Origin of the sequence: Gluconacetobacter takamatsuzukensis, from assembly GCF_014174275.1 — a bacterium.
In the GTDB taxonomy this organism is placed as follows: Bacteria; Pseudomonadota; Alphaproteobacteria; order Acetobacterales; family Acetobacteraceae; genus Gluconacetobacter; species Gluconacetobacter takamatsuzukensis.
In genome coordinates, this window is record NZ_JABEQK010000005.1 from 199,944 (window position 1) to 213,422 (window position 13,479).

The 13,479-nt window shown below is 70.7% G+C and carries 15 protein-coding genes; 9 read left to right on the plus strand and 6 right to left on the minus strand.

Translation table 11 applies throughout. The features are described 5' to 3' along the window. Positions 1–49 precede the first annotated feature (49 nt). A complete protein-coding gene (gene aat, locus HLH27_RS08695) occupies positions 50–754 on the minus strand; it encodes a leucyl/phenylalanyl-tRNA--protein transferase (RefSeq protein WP_220790344.1) in 705 nt (234 codons plus the stop codon). Between the two features lie 106 nt (positions 755–860). Here aat and HLH27_RS08700 point away from each other — a divergent pair, with 106 nt between their 5' ends. Both HLH27_RS08700 and HLH27_RS08705 read left to right on the plus strand, forming a co-directional pair. Next, a complete protein-coding gene (locus HLH27_RS08700) occupies positions 861–1,835 on the plus strand; it encodes a 2-hydroxyacid dehydrogenase (protein WP_182949602.1) in 975 nt (324 codons plus the stop codon). Between the two features lie 5 nt (positions 1,836–1,840). Beyond that, the gene (locus HLH27_RS08705) at positions 1,841–2,005 is read left to right on the plus strand and encodes a hypothetical protein (protein WP_182949604.1); all 165 of its coding nucleotides are present in this window, start codon (positions 1,841–1,843) and stop codon (positions 2,003–2,005) included. A gap of 56 nt (positions 2,006–2,061) precedes the next feature. Here the strand turns inward: HLH27_RS08705 and HLH27_RS08710 are convergent, their stop codons facing one another. Beyond that, positions 2,062–2,913 (minus strand): shikimate 5-dehydrogenase, encoded by an 852-nt coding sequence (locus tag HLH27_RS08710; protein ID WP_182949606.1) that lies wholly within the window; start codon positions 2,911–2,913, stop codon positions 2,062–2,064. Between the two features lie 45 nt (positions 2,914–2,958). Continuing rightward, a complete protein-coding gene (locus tag HLH27_RS08715) occupies positions 2,959–3,939 on the minus strand; it encodes a LacI family DNA-binding transcriptional regulator (protein ID WP_182949608.1) in 981 nt (326 codons plus the stop codon). A 150-nt stretch (positions 3,940–4,089) separates the two neighbouring features. On the opposite strand from HLH27_RS08715, the gene ptsP reads away from it, so the two are divergent. Genes ptsP through HLH27_RS08730 form a run of 3 tightly spaced genes read left to right on the plus strand, consistent with a single transcriptional unit; the run spans position 4,090 to position 9,316 of the window. After that, complete coding sequence (gene ptsP, locus HLH27_RS08720; RefSeq protein WP_182949610.1) at positions 4,090–6,624, plus strand: phosphoenolpyruvate--protein phosphotransferase; 2,535 nt, start codon at positions 4,090–4,092, stop codon at positions 6,622–6,624. Next, the gene (gene pfkB, locus HLH27_RS08725) at positions 6,624–7,592 is read left to right on the plus strand and encodes a 1-phosphofructokinase (RefSeq protein WP_182949611.1); all 969 of its coding nucleotides are present in this window, start codon (positions 6,624–6,626) and stop codon (positions 7,590–7,592) included. The genes ptsP and pfkB overlap by 1 nt, the downstream gene beginning before the upstream one ends. Beyond that, positions 7,589–9,316, plus strand: a complete 1,728-nt coding sequence (locus HLH27_RS08730) for a PTS fructose transporter subunit IIC (protein WP_182949613.1) — start codon at positions 7,589–7,591, stop codon at positions 9,314–9,316. Before pfkB ends, HLH27_RS08730 begins: the two co-directional genes overlap by 4 nt. Positions 9,317–9,359: 43 nt before the next feature. Here HLH27_RS08730 and HLH27_RS08735 read toward each other — a convergent pair whose 3' ends face one another. Next, the gene (locus HLH27_RS08735; protein ID WP_182949615.1) at positions 9,360–10,262 is read right to left on the minus strand and encodes an EcsC family protein; all 903 of its coding nucleotides are present in this window, start codon (positions 10,260–10,262) and stop codon (positions 9,360–9,362) included. 232 nt (positions 10,263–10,494) lie between these two features. Between HLH27_RS08735 and HLH27_RS08740 the strand changes: the two genes are divergently transcribed. Further along, a complete protein-coding gene (locus HLH27_RS08740; protein WP_182949617.1) occupies positions 10,495–11,031 on the plus strand; it encodes a hypothetical protein in 537 nt (178 codons plus the stop codon). A gap of 64 nt (positions 11,032–11,095) precedes the next feature. Here the strand turns inward: HLH27_RS08740 and HLH27_RS08745 are convergent, their stop codons facing one another. After that, positions 11,096–11,506, minus strand: coding sequence for an EVE domain-containing protein (locus HLH27_RS08745; RefSeq protein ID WP_182949618.1), 411 nt, complete (start codon positions 11,504–11,506; stop codon positions 11,096–11,098). Between the two features lie 3 nt (positions 11,507–11,509). Then, on the minus strand, positions 11,510–11,803 hold the full coding sequence (locus HLH27_RS08750) for a YciI family protein (protein WP_182949620.1): 294 nt from the start codon (positions 11,801–11,803) through the stop codon (positions 11,510–11,512). Between the two features lie 178 nt (positions 11,804–11,981). Between HLH27_RS08750 and HLH27_RS08755 the strand changes: the two genes are divergently transcribed. Genes HLH27_RS08755 through ccmE form a run of 3 tightly spaced genes read left to right on the plus strand, consistent with a single transcriptional unit; the run spans position 11,982 to position 13,479 of the window. Beyond that, complete coding sequence (locus HLH27_RS08755; RefSeq protein WP_182949622.1) at positions 11,982–12,788, plus strand: heme ABC transporter permease; 807 nt, start codon at positions 11,982–11,984, stop codon at positions 12,786–12,788. Next, entirely contained in the window at positions 12,785–12,952 is a 168-nt protein-coding gene (locus HLH27_RS08760) for a heme exporter protein CcmD (protein ID WP_182949624.1), read from the plus strand. The genes HLH27_RS08755 and HLH27_RS08760 overlap by 4 nt, the downstream gene beginning before the upstream one ends. Further along, positions 12,949–13,479 (plus strand): cytochrome c maturation protein CcmE, encoded by a 531-nt coding sequence (gene ccmE, locus HLH27_RS08765; protein ID WP_182949626.1) that lies wholly within the window; start codon positions 12,949–12,951, stop codon positions 13,477–13,479. Before HLH27_RS08760 ends, ccmE begins: the two co-directional genes overlap by 4 nt.

Here is a 13,479-nt window from a genome sequence, read left to right on the forward strand (position 1 = left end):
TTGCCGAAATCACCGGTTTTCCGGGACGGCCCCCCGATGCGAAACGACCCTAACCGCTTCCGTCGCCGGACGAAATTGCGCCCGCGTCGCTTCCGCCCCGCATGGCGAGAATTTCATGACGAATCGCGTCGCGCTCCCCCGGCACGCTCTCGTCCGGCCAGCAGGCCGGCAGGCGCAGCGCGGCGGCGAGCTGCTTCTTGTAGCGCCACGAGGGGATTTCGACCCCGCCGAAGCGCGACAGATGCTCGGTGCCGAACTGGGTGTCGAGCAGCGTGAAGCCGCCGCAGCGCAGCCGCGCGACCAGCGAGACCAGCGCCGCCTTGGACGAATCGCGGGCGCGGCTGAACATGCTCTCGCCGAAGAAGGCGGCGCCGATCGCCACCCCGTACAGGCCGCCCACCAGTTCGCCGTCGCACCAGCTTTCCACGCTGTGGGCGTGGCCCTGGGCGTGCAGGTCGCAGAACAGGCGGACGATCCGCTCGTTGATCCAGGTTTCCTCCCGCCCCGGCGCGGGGGCGGCGCAGGCGCGGATCGTCGCCTCGAAATCGCGGTCGGACACGATCTCGAACCGGTCGGACAGGACGGTGCGCAGCAGGCGGCGGGGGGCGTGGAACCCGTCCAGCGGCAGGATGCCCCGCAATTCCGGATCGTACCATTCCAGCCGCTGCGAGCGTGCGTCGGGCGCCATCGGAAACAGGCCGATCGAATAGGCCTGGATCATGATCTCGGGCGTAATGTCCATGCTCTCGGCCATCGTACTCTCTTTCTCGTCATGCCGCGCGTCTGGACACGCACCGGCAATCGGTCGAACCTGTCGGGGAAGCCGGCTGCGCGGCACCCACGAAAAAGAGGCCGACCCCATGTCCCGGACCCGCCCCCGCCTGATCGTCTCCCAGCATCTGCTGGCCGCCGCCAATGCGCGGATCGCCCGCGACTATGACACGCCGCCGGCCCCCGATCACAAGCTGACGGAAGACGAACTGGTTGCCCAGGCCCGGGAATTCCGCCCCGATGCGGTGGTGGTGACCAGCAGCACCCCGGTTTCCGCCGCCGCCATCGCCGCCCTGCCCGACAGCGTGCGCGTGATCGCCACCGTCAGCGTCGGTACCGACCATCTGGACATTCCCGCGATCCTGGGCCGCGGCATCGCCCTGACCAACACGCCCGACGTGCTGACCGACTGCAACGCCGACCTGGCGATGATGCTGATCCTGGCCGCATCGCGCCGGGCGAAGGAATATCTGGCGCTGGTCGCGGCGGGCTGGGGGCGGACCCTGGGGCTGGACGAGATGCTGGGCAGCCGCGTCACCGGCAAGACGCTGGGCATTATCGGCATGGGGCGCATCGGCCGCGCCGTGGCCCGGCGGGCGCGCGGATTCGAGATGAAGATCCTCTATTCCAACCGCAGCCGGCTGGCGCCGGAGCAGGAAGAGGGCGCGACCTATTTCGCCGACCCGCGCGAGATGCTGCCCCATTGCGACGTGCTGAGCCTGCACATGCCGGGCAGCAAGGACGGCAGGCCGGTCATGACCGCCGAGCTGTTCGGCCTGCTGCCGCGCGGCGCCATCTTCGTCAATGCCGCGCGCGGCAGCCTGGTGGACGAGGATGCGCTGATTGCCGCGCTGAAGGACGGGCGGATAGCCGGCGCGGGGCTGGATGTGTGCCGCAACGAGCCGCACCCCGACCCGCGCCTGCTGGCCCTGCCCAACCTGTTCATGACGCCGCATGTGGGCAGCGCCACGGTGGAAACCCGCACCGACATGTGCATGCTGGCGCTGGACAATGTCGACGCCGTGCTGGCCGGCCGCCCGGCCCTGACCCCTGTGGCGGGATGACGACCATGCAGGCCGGACAGACCTTCTTCCTCTGCTGCCTGGCGGGCTGCGCCACGGCGATCATCCTGATGCTGCTGATGCCGCATTATGCCGGCATGGCCCGCACGCTGATCGGCTTCTACCTGCTTGCCGCGACGGTCGCCGCCGTACGGCTGGCCCTGCGTCCCTGAAAGACGGACAGGAAACGCGCGCCGGATCGCCACCAGCGCGCATTTACGGCCGGGCTTCAGTTGGTGGGGAGGCCCAGGGCTTCGACGGTGGCGGGGCCGTGGGCGAACAGGACGGCATCGCGGATATCGGCCGGTGAGGGCCGGATGCCGGTGTAGAGCACGAACTGCTCGATGGCCTGCAACACGATGACCTCCGCGCCGGAAATGACCGTCTTTCCGCGCGCGCGGGCCGCGCGCAGGAAGGGCGTGTTCGGCGGCTGGGCCACCACGTCGAAGGCGATGGTGCAGGCATCGACCAGGGGTTCGGGGAAGGCCAGGGCCTCGCTGTCCGGCCCTTCCATGCCCAGCGGGGTGACGTTGACCAGCAGGGGCGCGCCTTGCGCCGGCAGGTCGGGGCGCCAGCGATAGCCGTATTCCCCGGCCAGGGCCCGGCCCGCGCCTTCGTTGCGGGCCACGATCGTGCCGTCGGTGAAACCGCTGTCGCGCAGGGCCGCCACCACCGCGCGCGCCATGCCGCCGCTGCCGCGCAGCAGGAACGGGGTCGCGGGGTCGATGCCGCGCAGGGCCAGCAGGCTCTGCGCCGCGATATAGTCGGTGTTGTGGCCGACCAGCACGCCGTCGTCGTTGACGATGGTGTTGACGCTCTCGATCGCCTGGGCCGAGGGCTCCAGCCGGTCGATCAGGGGGATGACGGCTTCCTTGAACGGCATGGAGATCGCGCAGCCCCGGATACCGAGCGCGCGCACGCCGCCGATTGCCGCCGGCAGGTCGGTGGTGCTGAAGGATTTGTAGACATAATCGAGGTCCAGCAGCTCGTAGAGGCGGTTATGCAACCGCGAGCCCGCGTTGCCGGGGCGGCCCGACAGCGACATGCACAATTTCGTATCGCGACCAATCGGCGGCTTCATGTCCCTCTTCTCCTTATGCTTATGGTCCGTATGGGCGGCCGGCCCTTATCCCCCCGATCCCCTGGCGAGGAAACGCCCCGCCAGCACGACCCGGCGCGTGACCTGGTCGGCGTGGTCCAGCCGGTCGAGCAGCATCGTCACCGCGACGCGCCCGATTTCCTCGACCGGCTGTTCGATCACGCTCAGCCCGCCGCCGACGAATTCCATCCAGGGTTCGTTGTCGAAACTGGTCACGGCGATGTCGCGGGGGATCGACAGGCCCAGCGCATCGATGGCCCGCAGCACGCTGAGCAGCATGACGCCGTTGCTGACGATCAGCGCGCCCGGCCGCCGCGACGCATCGGCCAGCAATTCGGTGACGATGCGCTCGGCCTCGGCGCGCTCGTGCGGTACCAGCACCGCGTGCGCGGGCAGGCCGAGCGCGGCCATGGCGCGTTCGTAGCCGGTGCGGCGCTCGTTGCCCGTGACGGTCGCGGTGCCGAACAGGCCGGTGATGCGGGTGTGCCCCCGCTCGTGCAGGTGCGCCACGAGCTTCGCCGCCATGGCGCCGTTATCGAGCACCACGCTGTCGCACGCGCCGTCGGGCGCCGCGCGGTCGATGAGGACGATCGGGAAGTCGCTCTGATATTGTGCGATATTGTCCACGCCGTGGCGCGTGGGCGCCAGGATGACGCCGGTCACGCGTTCCTCCTGCATCAGGTGCAGGTACATCGCCTCCTTCGCCGCGTCCTCGTCGGTGTTGCTGAAGATGACACGCAGGCCGCGCTCGTAGGCGATGCCCTCGACCATGCGGGCGACGGCGGTGAAGAACGGGTTGCGGATGTCGGCCACGATCAGGCCGATGGTGTTGGTGTGGCGCGAGCGCAGGCGGCGTGCCGCGAGGTTGGGCCGGTAGCCGGTCTCGCGCACCGCCGCCACCACCCGTTCGCGCATTGCCGGATCGACGGCGCGGCCGGCCAGCACGCGCGAGACCGTGGCCGGCGAGACCGCCGCCACCCGCGCGACATCCTTGATTCCGATACTCATCGAGAAATCGTTCTCTCTCCGCTCGCAGCGTGAAACAGCCCACACGGGAAGACGCTATGCCAATGGCACCCTTCCCATATCCTGTCTATTGACAAAAATACGAGAGAACGTTTTCTCTAGCCTAAAATCAAGAATGGAGAGGCTCGTCGCATGCCCCCCACCCCGATCGGCCCCACGGTCGAAACCCTGATCCGGATCGATGCCCGCGCGGCGAACAAGGAGGATGCCATTCGCCAGGCCGGGCAATTGCTCGTCGCGGCCGGCTGCGTGGTCCCCGGCTACGAAGAGAGCATGATCCGGCGCGAGCAGGTGGCGAATACCTTTCTGGGCTCGGGCGTCGCGATTCCGCACGGCACCGGCGACGACAAGGGGCTGGTGCGCCGCGACGGCATCGTGGTGCTGCAATTCGCCGACGGGATCGAATGGAATCCGGGCCAGGTCGCGCATCTGGTGGTCGGCATCGCCGCCGGGTCGGACAGCCATATCGCGATCCTGCGGCGGCTGACGCGGCTGATCCAGAACGAGGCGCGCCTGCGCGACCTGATCGGCACGCGCGACCCCGAGACGATTGCCGCCGCCCTGCGCGACGACGCCCCGGCGGCCCCGGCCGCCGACGCGGCGGAGGATTATCCCGAGCGGATCGAATGGACCGTCGATTACCCGGCAGGGCTGCATGCCCGCCCGGCCTCCGTCTGGTCGGAGAGCGCCAGGAGCGTGGGCAGCCCGCTGCGCGTGCGCCATGGGGCGGAGGCCGCCGACCCCCGCAGCCTGGTCGCGCTGCTGCAACTGGGCCTGAAGGCCGGCGATACGATCGTGCTTTCGGCCGCAGGCGGCAATGCGCGGGCGGCGCTGGAGCGGTTCCATGGCGTGGTTACGCGCCTGACGGCGCAGGAAAAGGCCGATGCCGCCCGTGCCGCCGAAAAGGCCGCTGCGGCGGCAAGCAAGGGGCCGCTGAAAGGCTGGACGCCCGTCGGCACGCCGCGCCTGATGACCGGCGTGGCCGCCAGCCCGGGGCTGGCCATCGGCAGGATCCATATCCTGGCCGCCACCGAGGCGGAGGTGGCGGACAGGCCCGTGGACCTGGTGGCCGGGGGCGCGCTGCTGAACGGCGCGCTGGTGCGCACGCGCGCGCAGATGGAGGGGCTGATCGACGACACGACGCGCCGGCTGGGTGCGGGCGATGCCGCGATCTTCGTCGCGCAGGCCGGGCTGCTGGACGATACGGACCTGATCACACTGACCTGCCAGATCATGGTCGAGGGCCATGGTGTCGCCTGGTCGTGGCATCAGGCCGTGGAGCAGATGGCGACCAGGCTGGCCGGGCTGGGCAACCCGGTGCTGGCCGCGCGGGCGGCGGACCTGCGCGATGTCGGGCGCCGGGTGCTGGCGCAGATCGACCCCGAGCTGGGCACCGGCACACTGGGCGACCTGCCGGAAGAGCCGTGCATCCTGGTTGCCGGCGATCTGTCGCCGTCCGATACCGCGACGCTGGATATCGGGCGCGTCGCGGGGATTGCGACCGCGCTGGGCGGGCCGACATCGCACAGCGCGATCCTGGCGCGCACGCTGGGCCTGCCCTCGGTCGTGGCGGGCGGGCCCGGGCTGCTGGCCCTGCCCCCCGGCGGCACGGCCATCGTCGACGGCGATACCGGGCGCATCTGGCTGGACCCGAGCGAGGCCGACCTGGAATCGGCCCGCGCCTGGCTGGCCGAGCGCGCGCGCCTGCGCGCGGCGGAGGAAGAAAAGCGCGCCAACCCCGCCGAGACGAAGGACGGGCACCGCGTCGCCATCGGCGCCAACGTCAACCGCCCCGACCAGGTGGCCTTCTGCCTGTCGCAGGGGGCCGAGGGCGTGGGGCTGATGCGGACCGAGTTCCTGTTCCTCGAACGCGGCGAGACGCCGAGCGAGGACGAGCAATATACGGTCTATCGCGAGATGATGGAGGCGCTGGGCGACCGGCCGCTGATCGTGCGCACGCTGGATATCGGCGGCGACAAGCAGGTGCCGCATCTGGACCTGCCGCACGAGGAAAACCCGTTCCTGGGCGTGCGGGGCGCGCGGCTGCTGCTACGCCGGCCCGACCTGCTGGACCCGCAATTGCGCGCGCTCTATCGCGCAGCGAAGGCGGGCGGGGAGCTGCTGATCATGTTCCCGATGATCACCTCGCTGCCCGAACTGATCGCGCTGCGGCAACGGTGCGAGGCCATCCGGGCCGAGCTGGAGGCGCCGGTGGTGCCCGTGGGCATCATGGTCGAGGTTCCGGCGGCGGCGGTGCAGTCGCACATTCTGGCGGAGCATGCCGATTTCTTCTCGGTCGGGACCAACGACCTGACGCAGTACACGCTGGCCATCGACCGGCAGAACCCCGAGCTGGCCAGCGAGGCCGACAGCCTGCACCCCGCCGTGCTGCGCCTGATCGCGCAGACGGTGGAGGGCGCGCGGCGGCACGGGCGCTGGGTCGGGGTGTGCGGCGGGCTGGCGGGCGACCCGTTCGGGGCGGCGCTGCTGACCGGGATCGGCGTCGACGAGCTGTCGATGACCCCGCGCGACGTTCCCGCCGTGAAGGCTCGGATTCGCAACACCGACCTGGCGTCCCTGCGCGCGCTCGCCGCGCGGGCGCTGGAGGCCGGAACCCCCGAGGCGGTGCGCGCGCTGGACGGCGCGGCCGATGGAAAGGACGTGTGATGCGCGTTGCAACCGTCACCTTCAACCCGGCCATCGACCAGACCGTCACGGTCGACCATCTGGTACCCGGCGAGGTCCATCGCGCGCGCGCCGTCCGGCAGAATGCCGGCGGCAAGGGCGTGAACGTCGCCAGTTGCCTGGCCGACTGGGGCACGCGCGTGACCGCGTTCGGGCTGCTGGGCCGCGAGAATGCGGGATTGTTCGAGGCGCTGTGCGCGGAAAAGGGGATCGCGGACCGGTTCCGGCGCATTGCGGGCGCCACCCGCGTCAACCTCAAGATCGTCGACGACCGCGACACCACCGACATCAACATGGACGGTGCCGCCGTCGATGCCGCGACCCTGGCGGAACAGGTCGGGATGGTGGAGGCGTTTGCCGGCGAGGACAGCCTGATCGTGCTGTCGGGCAGCCTGCCGCCCGGGTGCCCGCCCGGCCTGTATGCCGACCTGATCGGCCGGCTGCGCGCGAGGGGCGCGCGGGTGCTGCTGGATACCAGCGGCCTGCCGCTGATGCTGGCGCTGCAAGGCAGCACGCCCCCCAGCATCGTCAAGCCCAACCTGCGGGAGCTGGCCGACTGGGCGGGCGAGCGGGTCGAAACGACGGAGGATGCGCTGCGCGTCGCGACCCGGCTGGCGGCCAGGGGCGTGGAGCTGGTCGTGGTGTCGATGGGGGCGGAGGGTGCGCTGTTCGTGCGCGATTCCGTCGCCATCACCGCGCGGCTGCGGGCCGGGAGCGTGACCAGCACGGTCGGCGCCGGCGATGCCATGGTCGCGGGGCTGGTCGCCGCCCTGGCCGAGGAGGCGGCGCTGGAGGATATCGCGCGCCTGTCCACGGCGTTTGCCGTCGGCAAGCTGGGCCTCGCGGGGCCGAATCTGCCGGATCGGGCCACGATCCGGGCCCTGATGGGGCAAGTGACGATCGCAACAGCCGGACGTACAGAAGCCGGCGGCGCGGGAGAGACAGCATGAAGCACATACTGGCGGTGATCCAGGCCGGCGAGGAGAGCGTGACGGGCGTTCTGGCCGGCGAGGCGCTGCGCCGCGCGGCGCGCGAGACCGGCCGCACGCTGGATGTCGAGATCCGTACCGCGCAGGGCGTCCTTGCCCCCCTGCCCCCCGATGCGCCGGGCGCGGACGAGATGCTGCTGCTGGTCGGTTCCGGCGGCCAGGCCGACGATGCCCTGGCCGCGCGCGCCGACCGGCACCTGACGCTGGAAGCGGTGCTGGCCGACCCCGGCCGGGCGCTGGCGGAGCTGGACGGCCCCGGTGCCGCCCGGCCCGCGGGCGCGGCGGCGGATGCGCGGGTGCCGCGCATCGTCGCCGTGACGTCGTGCCCCACCGGCATTGCCCATACCTTCATGGCCGCCGAGGGCTTGCAGGAGGGTGCGCGGCAGCTGGGCTATCCGCTGCGCGTCGAAACCCAGGGCTCGGTCGGGGCGGGCAATCCGCTGACCGAGGCGGAAATCGCCGCGGCCGACCTGGTGCTGATCGCGGCCGACCGCGAGGTGGATCGCGGCCGGTTCGGCGGCAAGCGCGTCTATGCCACCGGGGCCAAGCCCGCGATTACCGGCGGCGCCGCCGTGATCGAAAAGGCGCTGGCCGAGGCGACCGTGCAGCCGGTGGCGGCCGGGGCGTCGGCACAGGCCACCGGCAAGGGCGAGCGGGCGGGGCCGTACAAGCACCTGATGACCGGCGTGTCGTTCATGCTGCCCTTCGTGGTTTCCGGCGGGCTGCTGATCGCGCTGGCCTTCGCGCTGGGGGGCATCCATGCCAGCGATGCGGCCTCGGCCGGGACGCTGGCCCATACGCTGTTCACCATCGGCTCCGGCGCCGCCTTCGCGCTGATGGTGCCGGCGCTGGCGGGCTATATCGCCTTTTCGGTGGCCGACCGGCCGGGGCTGGCGCCGGGCATGATCGGCGGCATCCTGGCCGCCGGCCTCAATGCCGGCTTCCTTGGCGGTATCGCGGCGGGTTTCGTCGCGGGATATGTGGTGGAGGGGCTCAACCGGCTGATCCGCCTGCCCAAGACCTTGCAGGGGCTGAAGCCCATCCTGATCCTGCCGCTGCTGGGCACGCTGATCACGGGGCTGCTGACGATCTATGCCATCGGCACGCCCGTCGCCGCTCTGCTGGCCTTCCTGACCGAATGGCTGCGCGGCATGCAGGGGTCGAGCGCGCTGCTGCTCGGGCTGATCCTGGGGGCGATGTCGGCCTTCGACATGGGCGGGCCGGTGAACAAGGCGGGCTATGCGTTCTCGGTCGGGCTGATCGGCAGCGCGGTCTATACGCCCATGGCCGCGACGATGGTGGCCGGCATGGTGCCGCCGCTGGCGGTGGCGCTGGCCACGCGCCTGTTCCGCGCGCGCTTCACGACCGAGGAGCGCGAGGCCGGGGCGACGGCGGCGGTGCTGGGGCTGGCCTTCATTACCGAGGGCGCCATTCCCTTCGCCGCCCGCGACCCGCTGCGGGTCATCCCGGCCCTGATGGCGGGGTCGGCCATCGCCGGCGCGATTTCGATGGTCGCGGGGGTGGAGCTGAAGGTGCCGCATGGCGGCATCTTCGTGCTGCCCATTCCGGGCGCCGTCACGCATCTGCTTGCCTATGTGGCGGCGCTGGTGGCCGGCACGCTGGTCGGCGCGGTGCTGATCGGCGTGCTGATGCGCGCCCCCGTGCCGGCCGAACAGGCGGCCTGAGCGACGGCATGGCGGCCCGGAGCGTGCCTCCGGGCCGGTGAGGTCAGAAGGGCTGGCTGGCGCCCGCCATGGTGGCGCGCAGCGATTCGGCGGTGCGCCGCACTTCCGGCCCGTGTTCGCGTTCCAGGCGGCGGATGGTGAAATGCGCGCGGGCCAGGGCGCGGTAATGCGCCAGGAACGCGACGTTGAGCGATGCCCCGCACAGGGCGCCGGCAACCGGCATCATCTGCACCGCCAGCTTGCGCGACAGGCCCAGCCCGTAATGGGACGCGACCTCCGACACCAGCATCACGATCGGCCGGCCGCGCAGCATCGCCCGGGCCGAGAAATAGCCCAGTTCGCTCTCGTCGTCGGAGGCGCCGACCGGGAAGGCGCGCAGCGCGAAGACTTCGAGGCACGCGCGGCGCGCATCCTGGGTGGACAGGTCCTCGCCTTCCTCGCGGGCGATGCGCGCGATCTCGCGCATGATGGCCAGCGTGGTGAAGGTGACGTCGGGCAGCAGGCCGGCAAAGCCGGCAAAGCCGCCGACCGCGCCCGAGACCGTTACCGCCGCCTGGAGCGCCGGCACCCGCCATGCGGGCGTGGCGAGCGGGAGGGGTGCGGCTGCGGGTGTCGCGGCGGGTGTCGCGGACGCGGCGGCCAGGGCGGGCGATTCGGGCACCGACTGCTCGCCCCTGAGCGGCGTCATGCCGACGACCGCGATATCAAAAGCGCGTGAAATCGCGGTCTCGGCGATTCCCTTCAGCTTGGCCTGCATGGTGGGCGCCATGCCCAGGCCCCGCATGCCCAGCAGCGCCGCCTGGCCGACGGCGCCGCCCATCAGGTCCGCCAGCCGCACCAGCACGCCGCGACCCGATTCGACCTTTTGCAGCGCGCTTTGCAGTTCGGCGATCGCCGGGGCGTCCAGCACCAGTGGAGCGATCTCGCCCCCGGTTTGAATGGTCATTCCCCAACCCTCCTGCCGATCATGCGCCCTGCCCGCCCGGATGGGCGGGACGACGGCCATATAGATGATGCGCCGCCGATCGTGGCGGGCGTCGCTTTATCAAGCATATTACCCCTCTCGCAAATCCGCCGTCACGCCGTATATGGTTCGTGACGCAGGGCCGCCATGTCCATGCCGGGAGAGGACGAACCGGTCGCAGCCCGGGTACAGTCCGAACGCAAGGAGAACCCTTATGGATGCGAAGACGGCCTTACGGCCCGCCGAACGGACGATGCGCCTGGCCCTGCTTTCCTCCGCCGGCCTGGTCCTTGCGGCGGGCTGGAGCGTGATGGCCCCCGGCGCCCACGCGGCCCCGCGCCACCGTACCGCGGCCTCGGCCCCGGCAACCGGCAGCCTGGATGCCCCGGTCGCGGCATCGCTGGACACGCAGGATGCCCGGCACGACCCGACCGTCGACCCCGACAATCCGCCGGCCCCGCCGCCGCCCGACGGCTACCAGGTGGTGCAGGACGAGGATGTGACGGCCCAGACGTTCAGCCCGCAGGTGACGGCCCTGCACGGACCCGGCCTGCCCTCGATCGAGGCCCGCCAGACGCCGCGCGATTCCAGCGACGTGCCCTCGCATTTCAGCGTCTTCGACGTGCCCGTGAAGTTCAATGCCCCGGTGCAGCCGGCCTATAACGCGGCGTTCACCTATTCGACCTACGGGGGCCAGCCCGGACGCGGGATCGAGGCCATCGGCGCGGAAGGGGCCGCCGGCGAGCCGTAAGGGGAAGCCGTCGGTTACGCCTGCCCGGGACCGGCGCCTTGACGGCGCGCCGGTCCCTATTTCTTCACCTGAAACCGCCCATGCGGCACAGATGGGCCCAGTGTGCGTCGGATACCGGGACGACCGAGAGGCGGGACTGGCGGACCAAGGCCAGGTCGGCCAGGTCGGGGTCGGCCTTGATGGCCGCCAGCGTCACCGGGTGGGGCATCGGCCCGACCGCGCGGACGTCGACGCAGACCCAGCCGCCGTCGGCGGCGGTGGGGTCGGGATAGGCTTCGCGCACGATCTCGACCACACCCACGATCTCGCGGCCGATATTGGAATGGTAGAAGAAGGCGCGGTCGCCCAGCGCCATCGCCATCAGGTTGCGTTTCGCCTGGTGGTTGCGCACGCCCGTCCAAGGCTCGACGCCATGGGCCACCTGCTGGTCCCACGAGAACGCGTCGGGTTCGGATTTAACAAGCCAGTACGCCATCCGCTATTCCACCAGCGCGCCGTCGCGGAAGACCGGGCGGAAGGGGCGGATCACCACGCTTTCGAACACGTCGGCCCTGGCATACGGGTCGCTGGCGGCGAAGCCTTCGGCCGTCGCGCGGTCTTCCACGTCGATCAGCAGCATGCTGCCGCAGGGGCGGCCGTCCGCGCCCATCAGCGGGCCGCCCTCGATGATCCGGTCCTGATAGGCCTGCAGATAGGCCAGGTGCTGCGGCCGCGTGGCGATGCGCGTTTCCAGCGCCCCCGGCTTGTCGGTGCAGATGATGGCGAACAGCATGGAAGTCCCCCTTCGAAAGACGCGGACCGGCGAAGATGTGAACAACGCGCCATGGAGCCGGCGCGGGCCGTGCCTTTCTTCGCATGTTCGTGTAGGAACGGAAAGCGAAACGCCCCCACCGTCGTCAGACGGACGCACAGATAGGAGCCCCCCGCGTGTGGGGAGGAACGAGACCGTCTTGAACGCCACACCGAGCCTTGCCGCACGTACGGGCAATTTCTTTCACCGCTACGCCAATCCGGGGCGGTTTCTCCGGCTGGGTGCGCGCCTGCAACCCTGGCTGACCTGGCCCGCCATCGTGCTGTCGATCGCCGGCATCGTCTGGGGCCTGTTCCTGTCGCCCGCCGACTGGCAGCAGGGGGACAGCGTGCGGATCATGTATGTCCATGTGCCTGCTGCATGGCTGGCATCGTCGGGCTATATGGGGCTGGCCGTATGTTCGCTGCTGTCGCTGGTGTGGCGCCATCCGCTGGCCGACCTGGCGGCGGTGGAAATCGGGCCGGTCGGGGCCTCGGTCACCGCCATCTGCCTGGCCACCGGCTCGCTGTGGGGCAAGCCGATGTGGGGCACCTGGTGGGTGTGGGATGCGCGCCTGACTTCGGTGCTGGTGCTGTTCTTTCTCTATCTGGGCCATATCGCGCTGATCCGTGCCTTCGACGAGCCGCAGCGCGGCTATCGCGCCGCCGCGATCCTGGGCCTGGCCGGGGCGGTGGACCTGCCGATCATCAAGTTCAGCGTGCAATGGTGGAACACCCTGCACCAGCCCGACAGCATCACGCTGACGGCGGCGCCCACCATGTCGACCAACATGCTGTGGCCACTGCTGGTCTGCACCGTGGGCTTCACCTTCGGTTTCGCCGCCATCCTGGTCGCGCGGCTGCGCGCCGCCGTGATGGAAAGCCGGGTCCGCACCGCGCTGGCCATGCGTCGGGGCCGGGCGGAGGCCCAGGATTCGGAGCCGGACCTGAGCGGAGCCGTCGCATGACCCACCTGCCCTACATCGTCGCCGCCTATGGCATGACCATCGGGCTGGCCGTCATCCTGGGTACCAGCGCGGCCTTGCGCCTGCGCCGCGCCCGTGCCCGGCTGGCGGCGATCGAGCGCCCGTCGCGTGCCGATTCGCGCGCCGGGGGAGCATCCGCGCCATGACCCGCAAGAGCCGCCGCCTGTGGCTGGTGGGCGGGTGCCTGATCGGGCTGGGCACCGCCACCGCGCTGACGCTGAGCGCGTTTTCGTCCAACATCGTCTTCTTCATGGCGCCGTCGCAGGTCCATGCCCATCCGCCGGCCGCCGACCGCACCATCCGGCTGGGCGGCATGGTGGTGGCCGGATCGGTGCGCCAGCAGAAGAACGGCGACACGCCGGTCAGCCAGTTCGACGTGACCGACGGGCAGGATGCCGTGACCGTGCATTACGAGGGCATCCTGCCCGACCTGTTCCGCGAGGGGCAGAGCGTGGTGGCCATCGGCAGCGTGCTGGCCGACGGATCGTTCCGCGCCAGCGAGGTGCTGGCCAAGCATGACGAGACCTATATGCCCAAGGAAGTCGCCGAGGCGCTGCGCCGCAGCGGCAAATGGGACCCTCGTTACGGCAAGGCCCCCGACGCCGCGAGCTGGAACAGCATGACCAAGAGCGCCACGAGCCAGGACAAGGCTGCTCCGCAGCATGGAAGCTGA

Coding starts and splice junctions, on each gene's coding strand:
- HLH27_RS08730 (WP_182949613.1), top strand. CDS start 7,589: ATGAAGCACATACTGGCGGTGATCCAGGCCGGCGAGGAGAGCGTGACG.
- HLH27_RS08710 (WP_182949606.1), bottom strand. CDS start 2,913: ATGAAGCCGCCGATTGGTCGCGATACGAAATTGTGCATGTCGCTGTCG.
- aat (WP_220790344.1), bottom strand. CDS start 754: ATGGCCGAGAGCATGGACATTACGCCCGAGATCATGATCCAGGCCTAT.
- HLH27_RS08735 (WP_182949615.1), bottom strand. CDS start 10,262: ATGACCATTCAAACCGGGGGCGAGATCGCTCCACTGGTGCTGGACGCC.
- ptsP (WP_182949610.1), top strand. CDS start 4,090: ATGCCCCCCACCCCGATCGGCCCCACGGTCGAAACCCTGATCCGGATC.
- HLH27_RS08715 (WP_182949608.1), bottom strand. CDS start 3,939: ATGAGTATCGGAATCAAGGATGTCGCGCGGGTGGCGGCGGTCTCGCCG.
- ccmE (WP_182949626.1), top strand. CDS start 12,949: ATGACCCGCAAGAGCCGCCGCCTGTGGCTGGTGGGCGGGTGCCTGATC.
- HLH27_RS08760 (WP_182949624.1), top strand. CDS start 12,785: ATGACCCACCTGCCCTACATCGTCGCCGCCTATGGCATGACCATCGGG.
- HLH27_RS08700 (WP_182949602.1), top strand. CDS start 861: ATGTCCCGGACCCGCCCCCGCCTGATCGTCTCCCAGCATCTGCTGGCC.
- HLH27_RS08740 (WP_182949617.1), top strand. CDS start 10,495: ATGGATGCGAAGACGGCCTTACGGCCCGCCGAACGGACGATGCGCCTG.
- pfkB (WP_182949611.1), top strand. CDS start 6,624: ATGCGCGTTGCAACCGTCACCTTCAACCCGGCCATCGACCAGACCGTC.
- HLH27_RS08750 (WP_182949620.1), bottom strand. CDS start 11,803: ATGCTGTTCGCCATCATCTGCACCGACAAGCCGGGGGCGCTGGAAACG.
- HLH27_RS08745 (WP_182949618.1), bottom strand. CDS start 11,506: ATGGCGTACTGGCTTGTTAAATCCGAACCCGACGCGTTCTCGTGGGAC.
- HLH27_RS08705 (WP_182949604.1), top strand. CDS start 1,841: ATGCAGGCCGGACAGACCTTCTTCCTCTGCTGCCTGGCGGGCTGCGCC.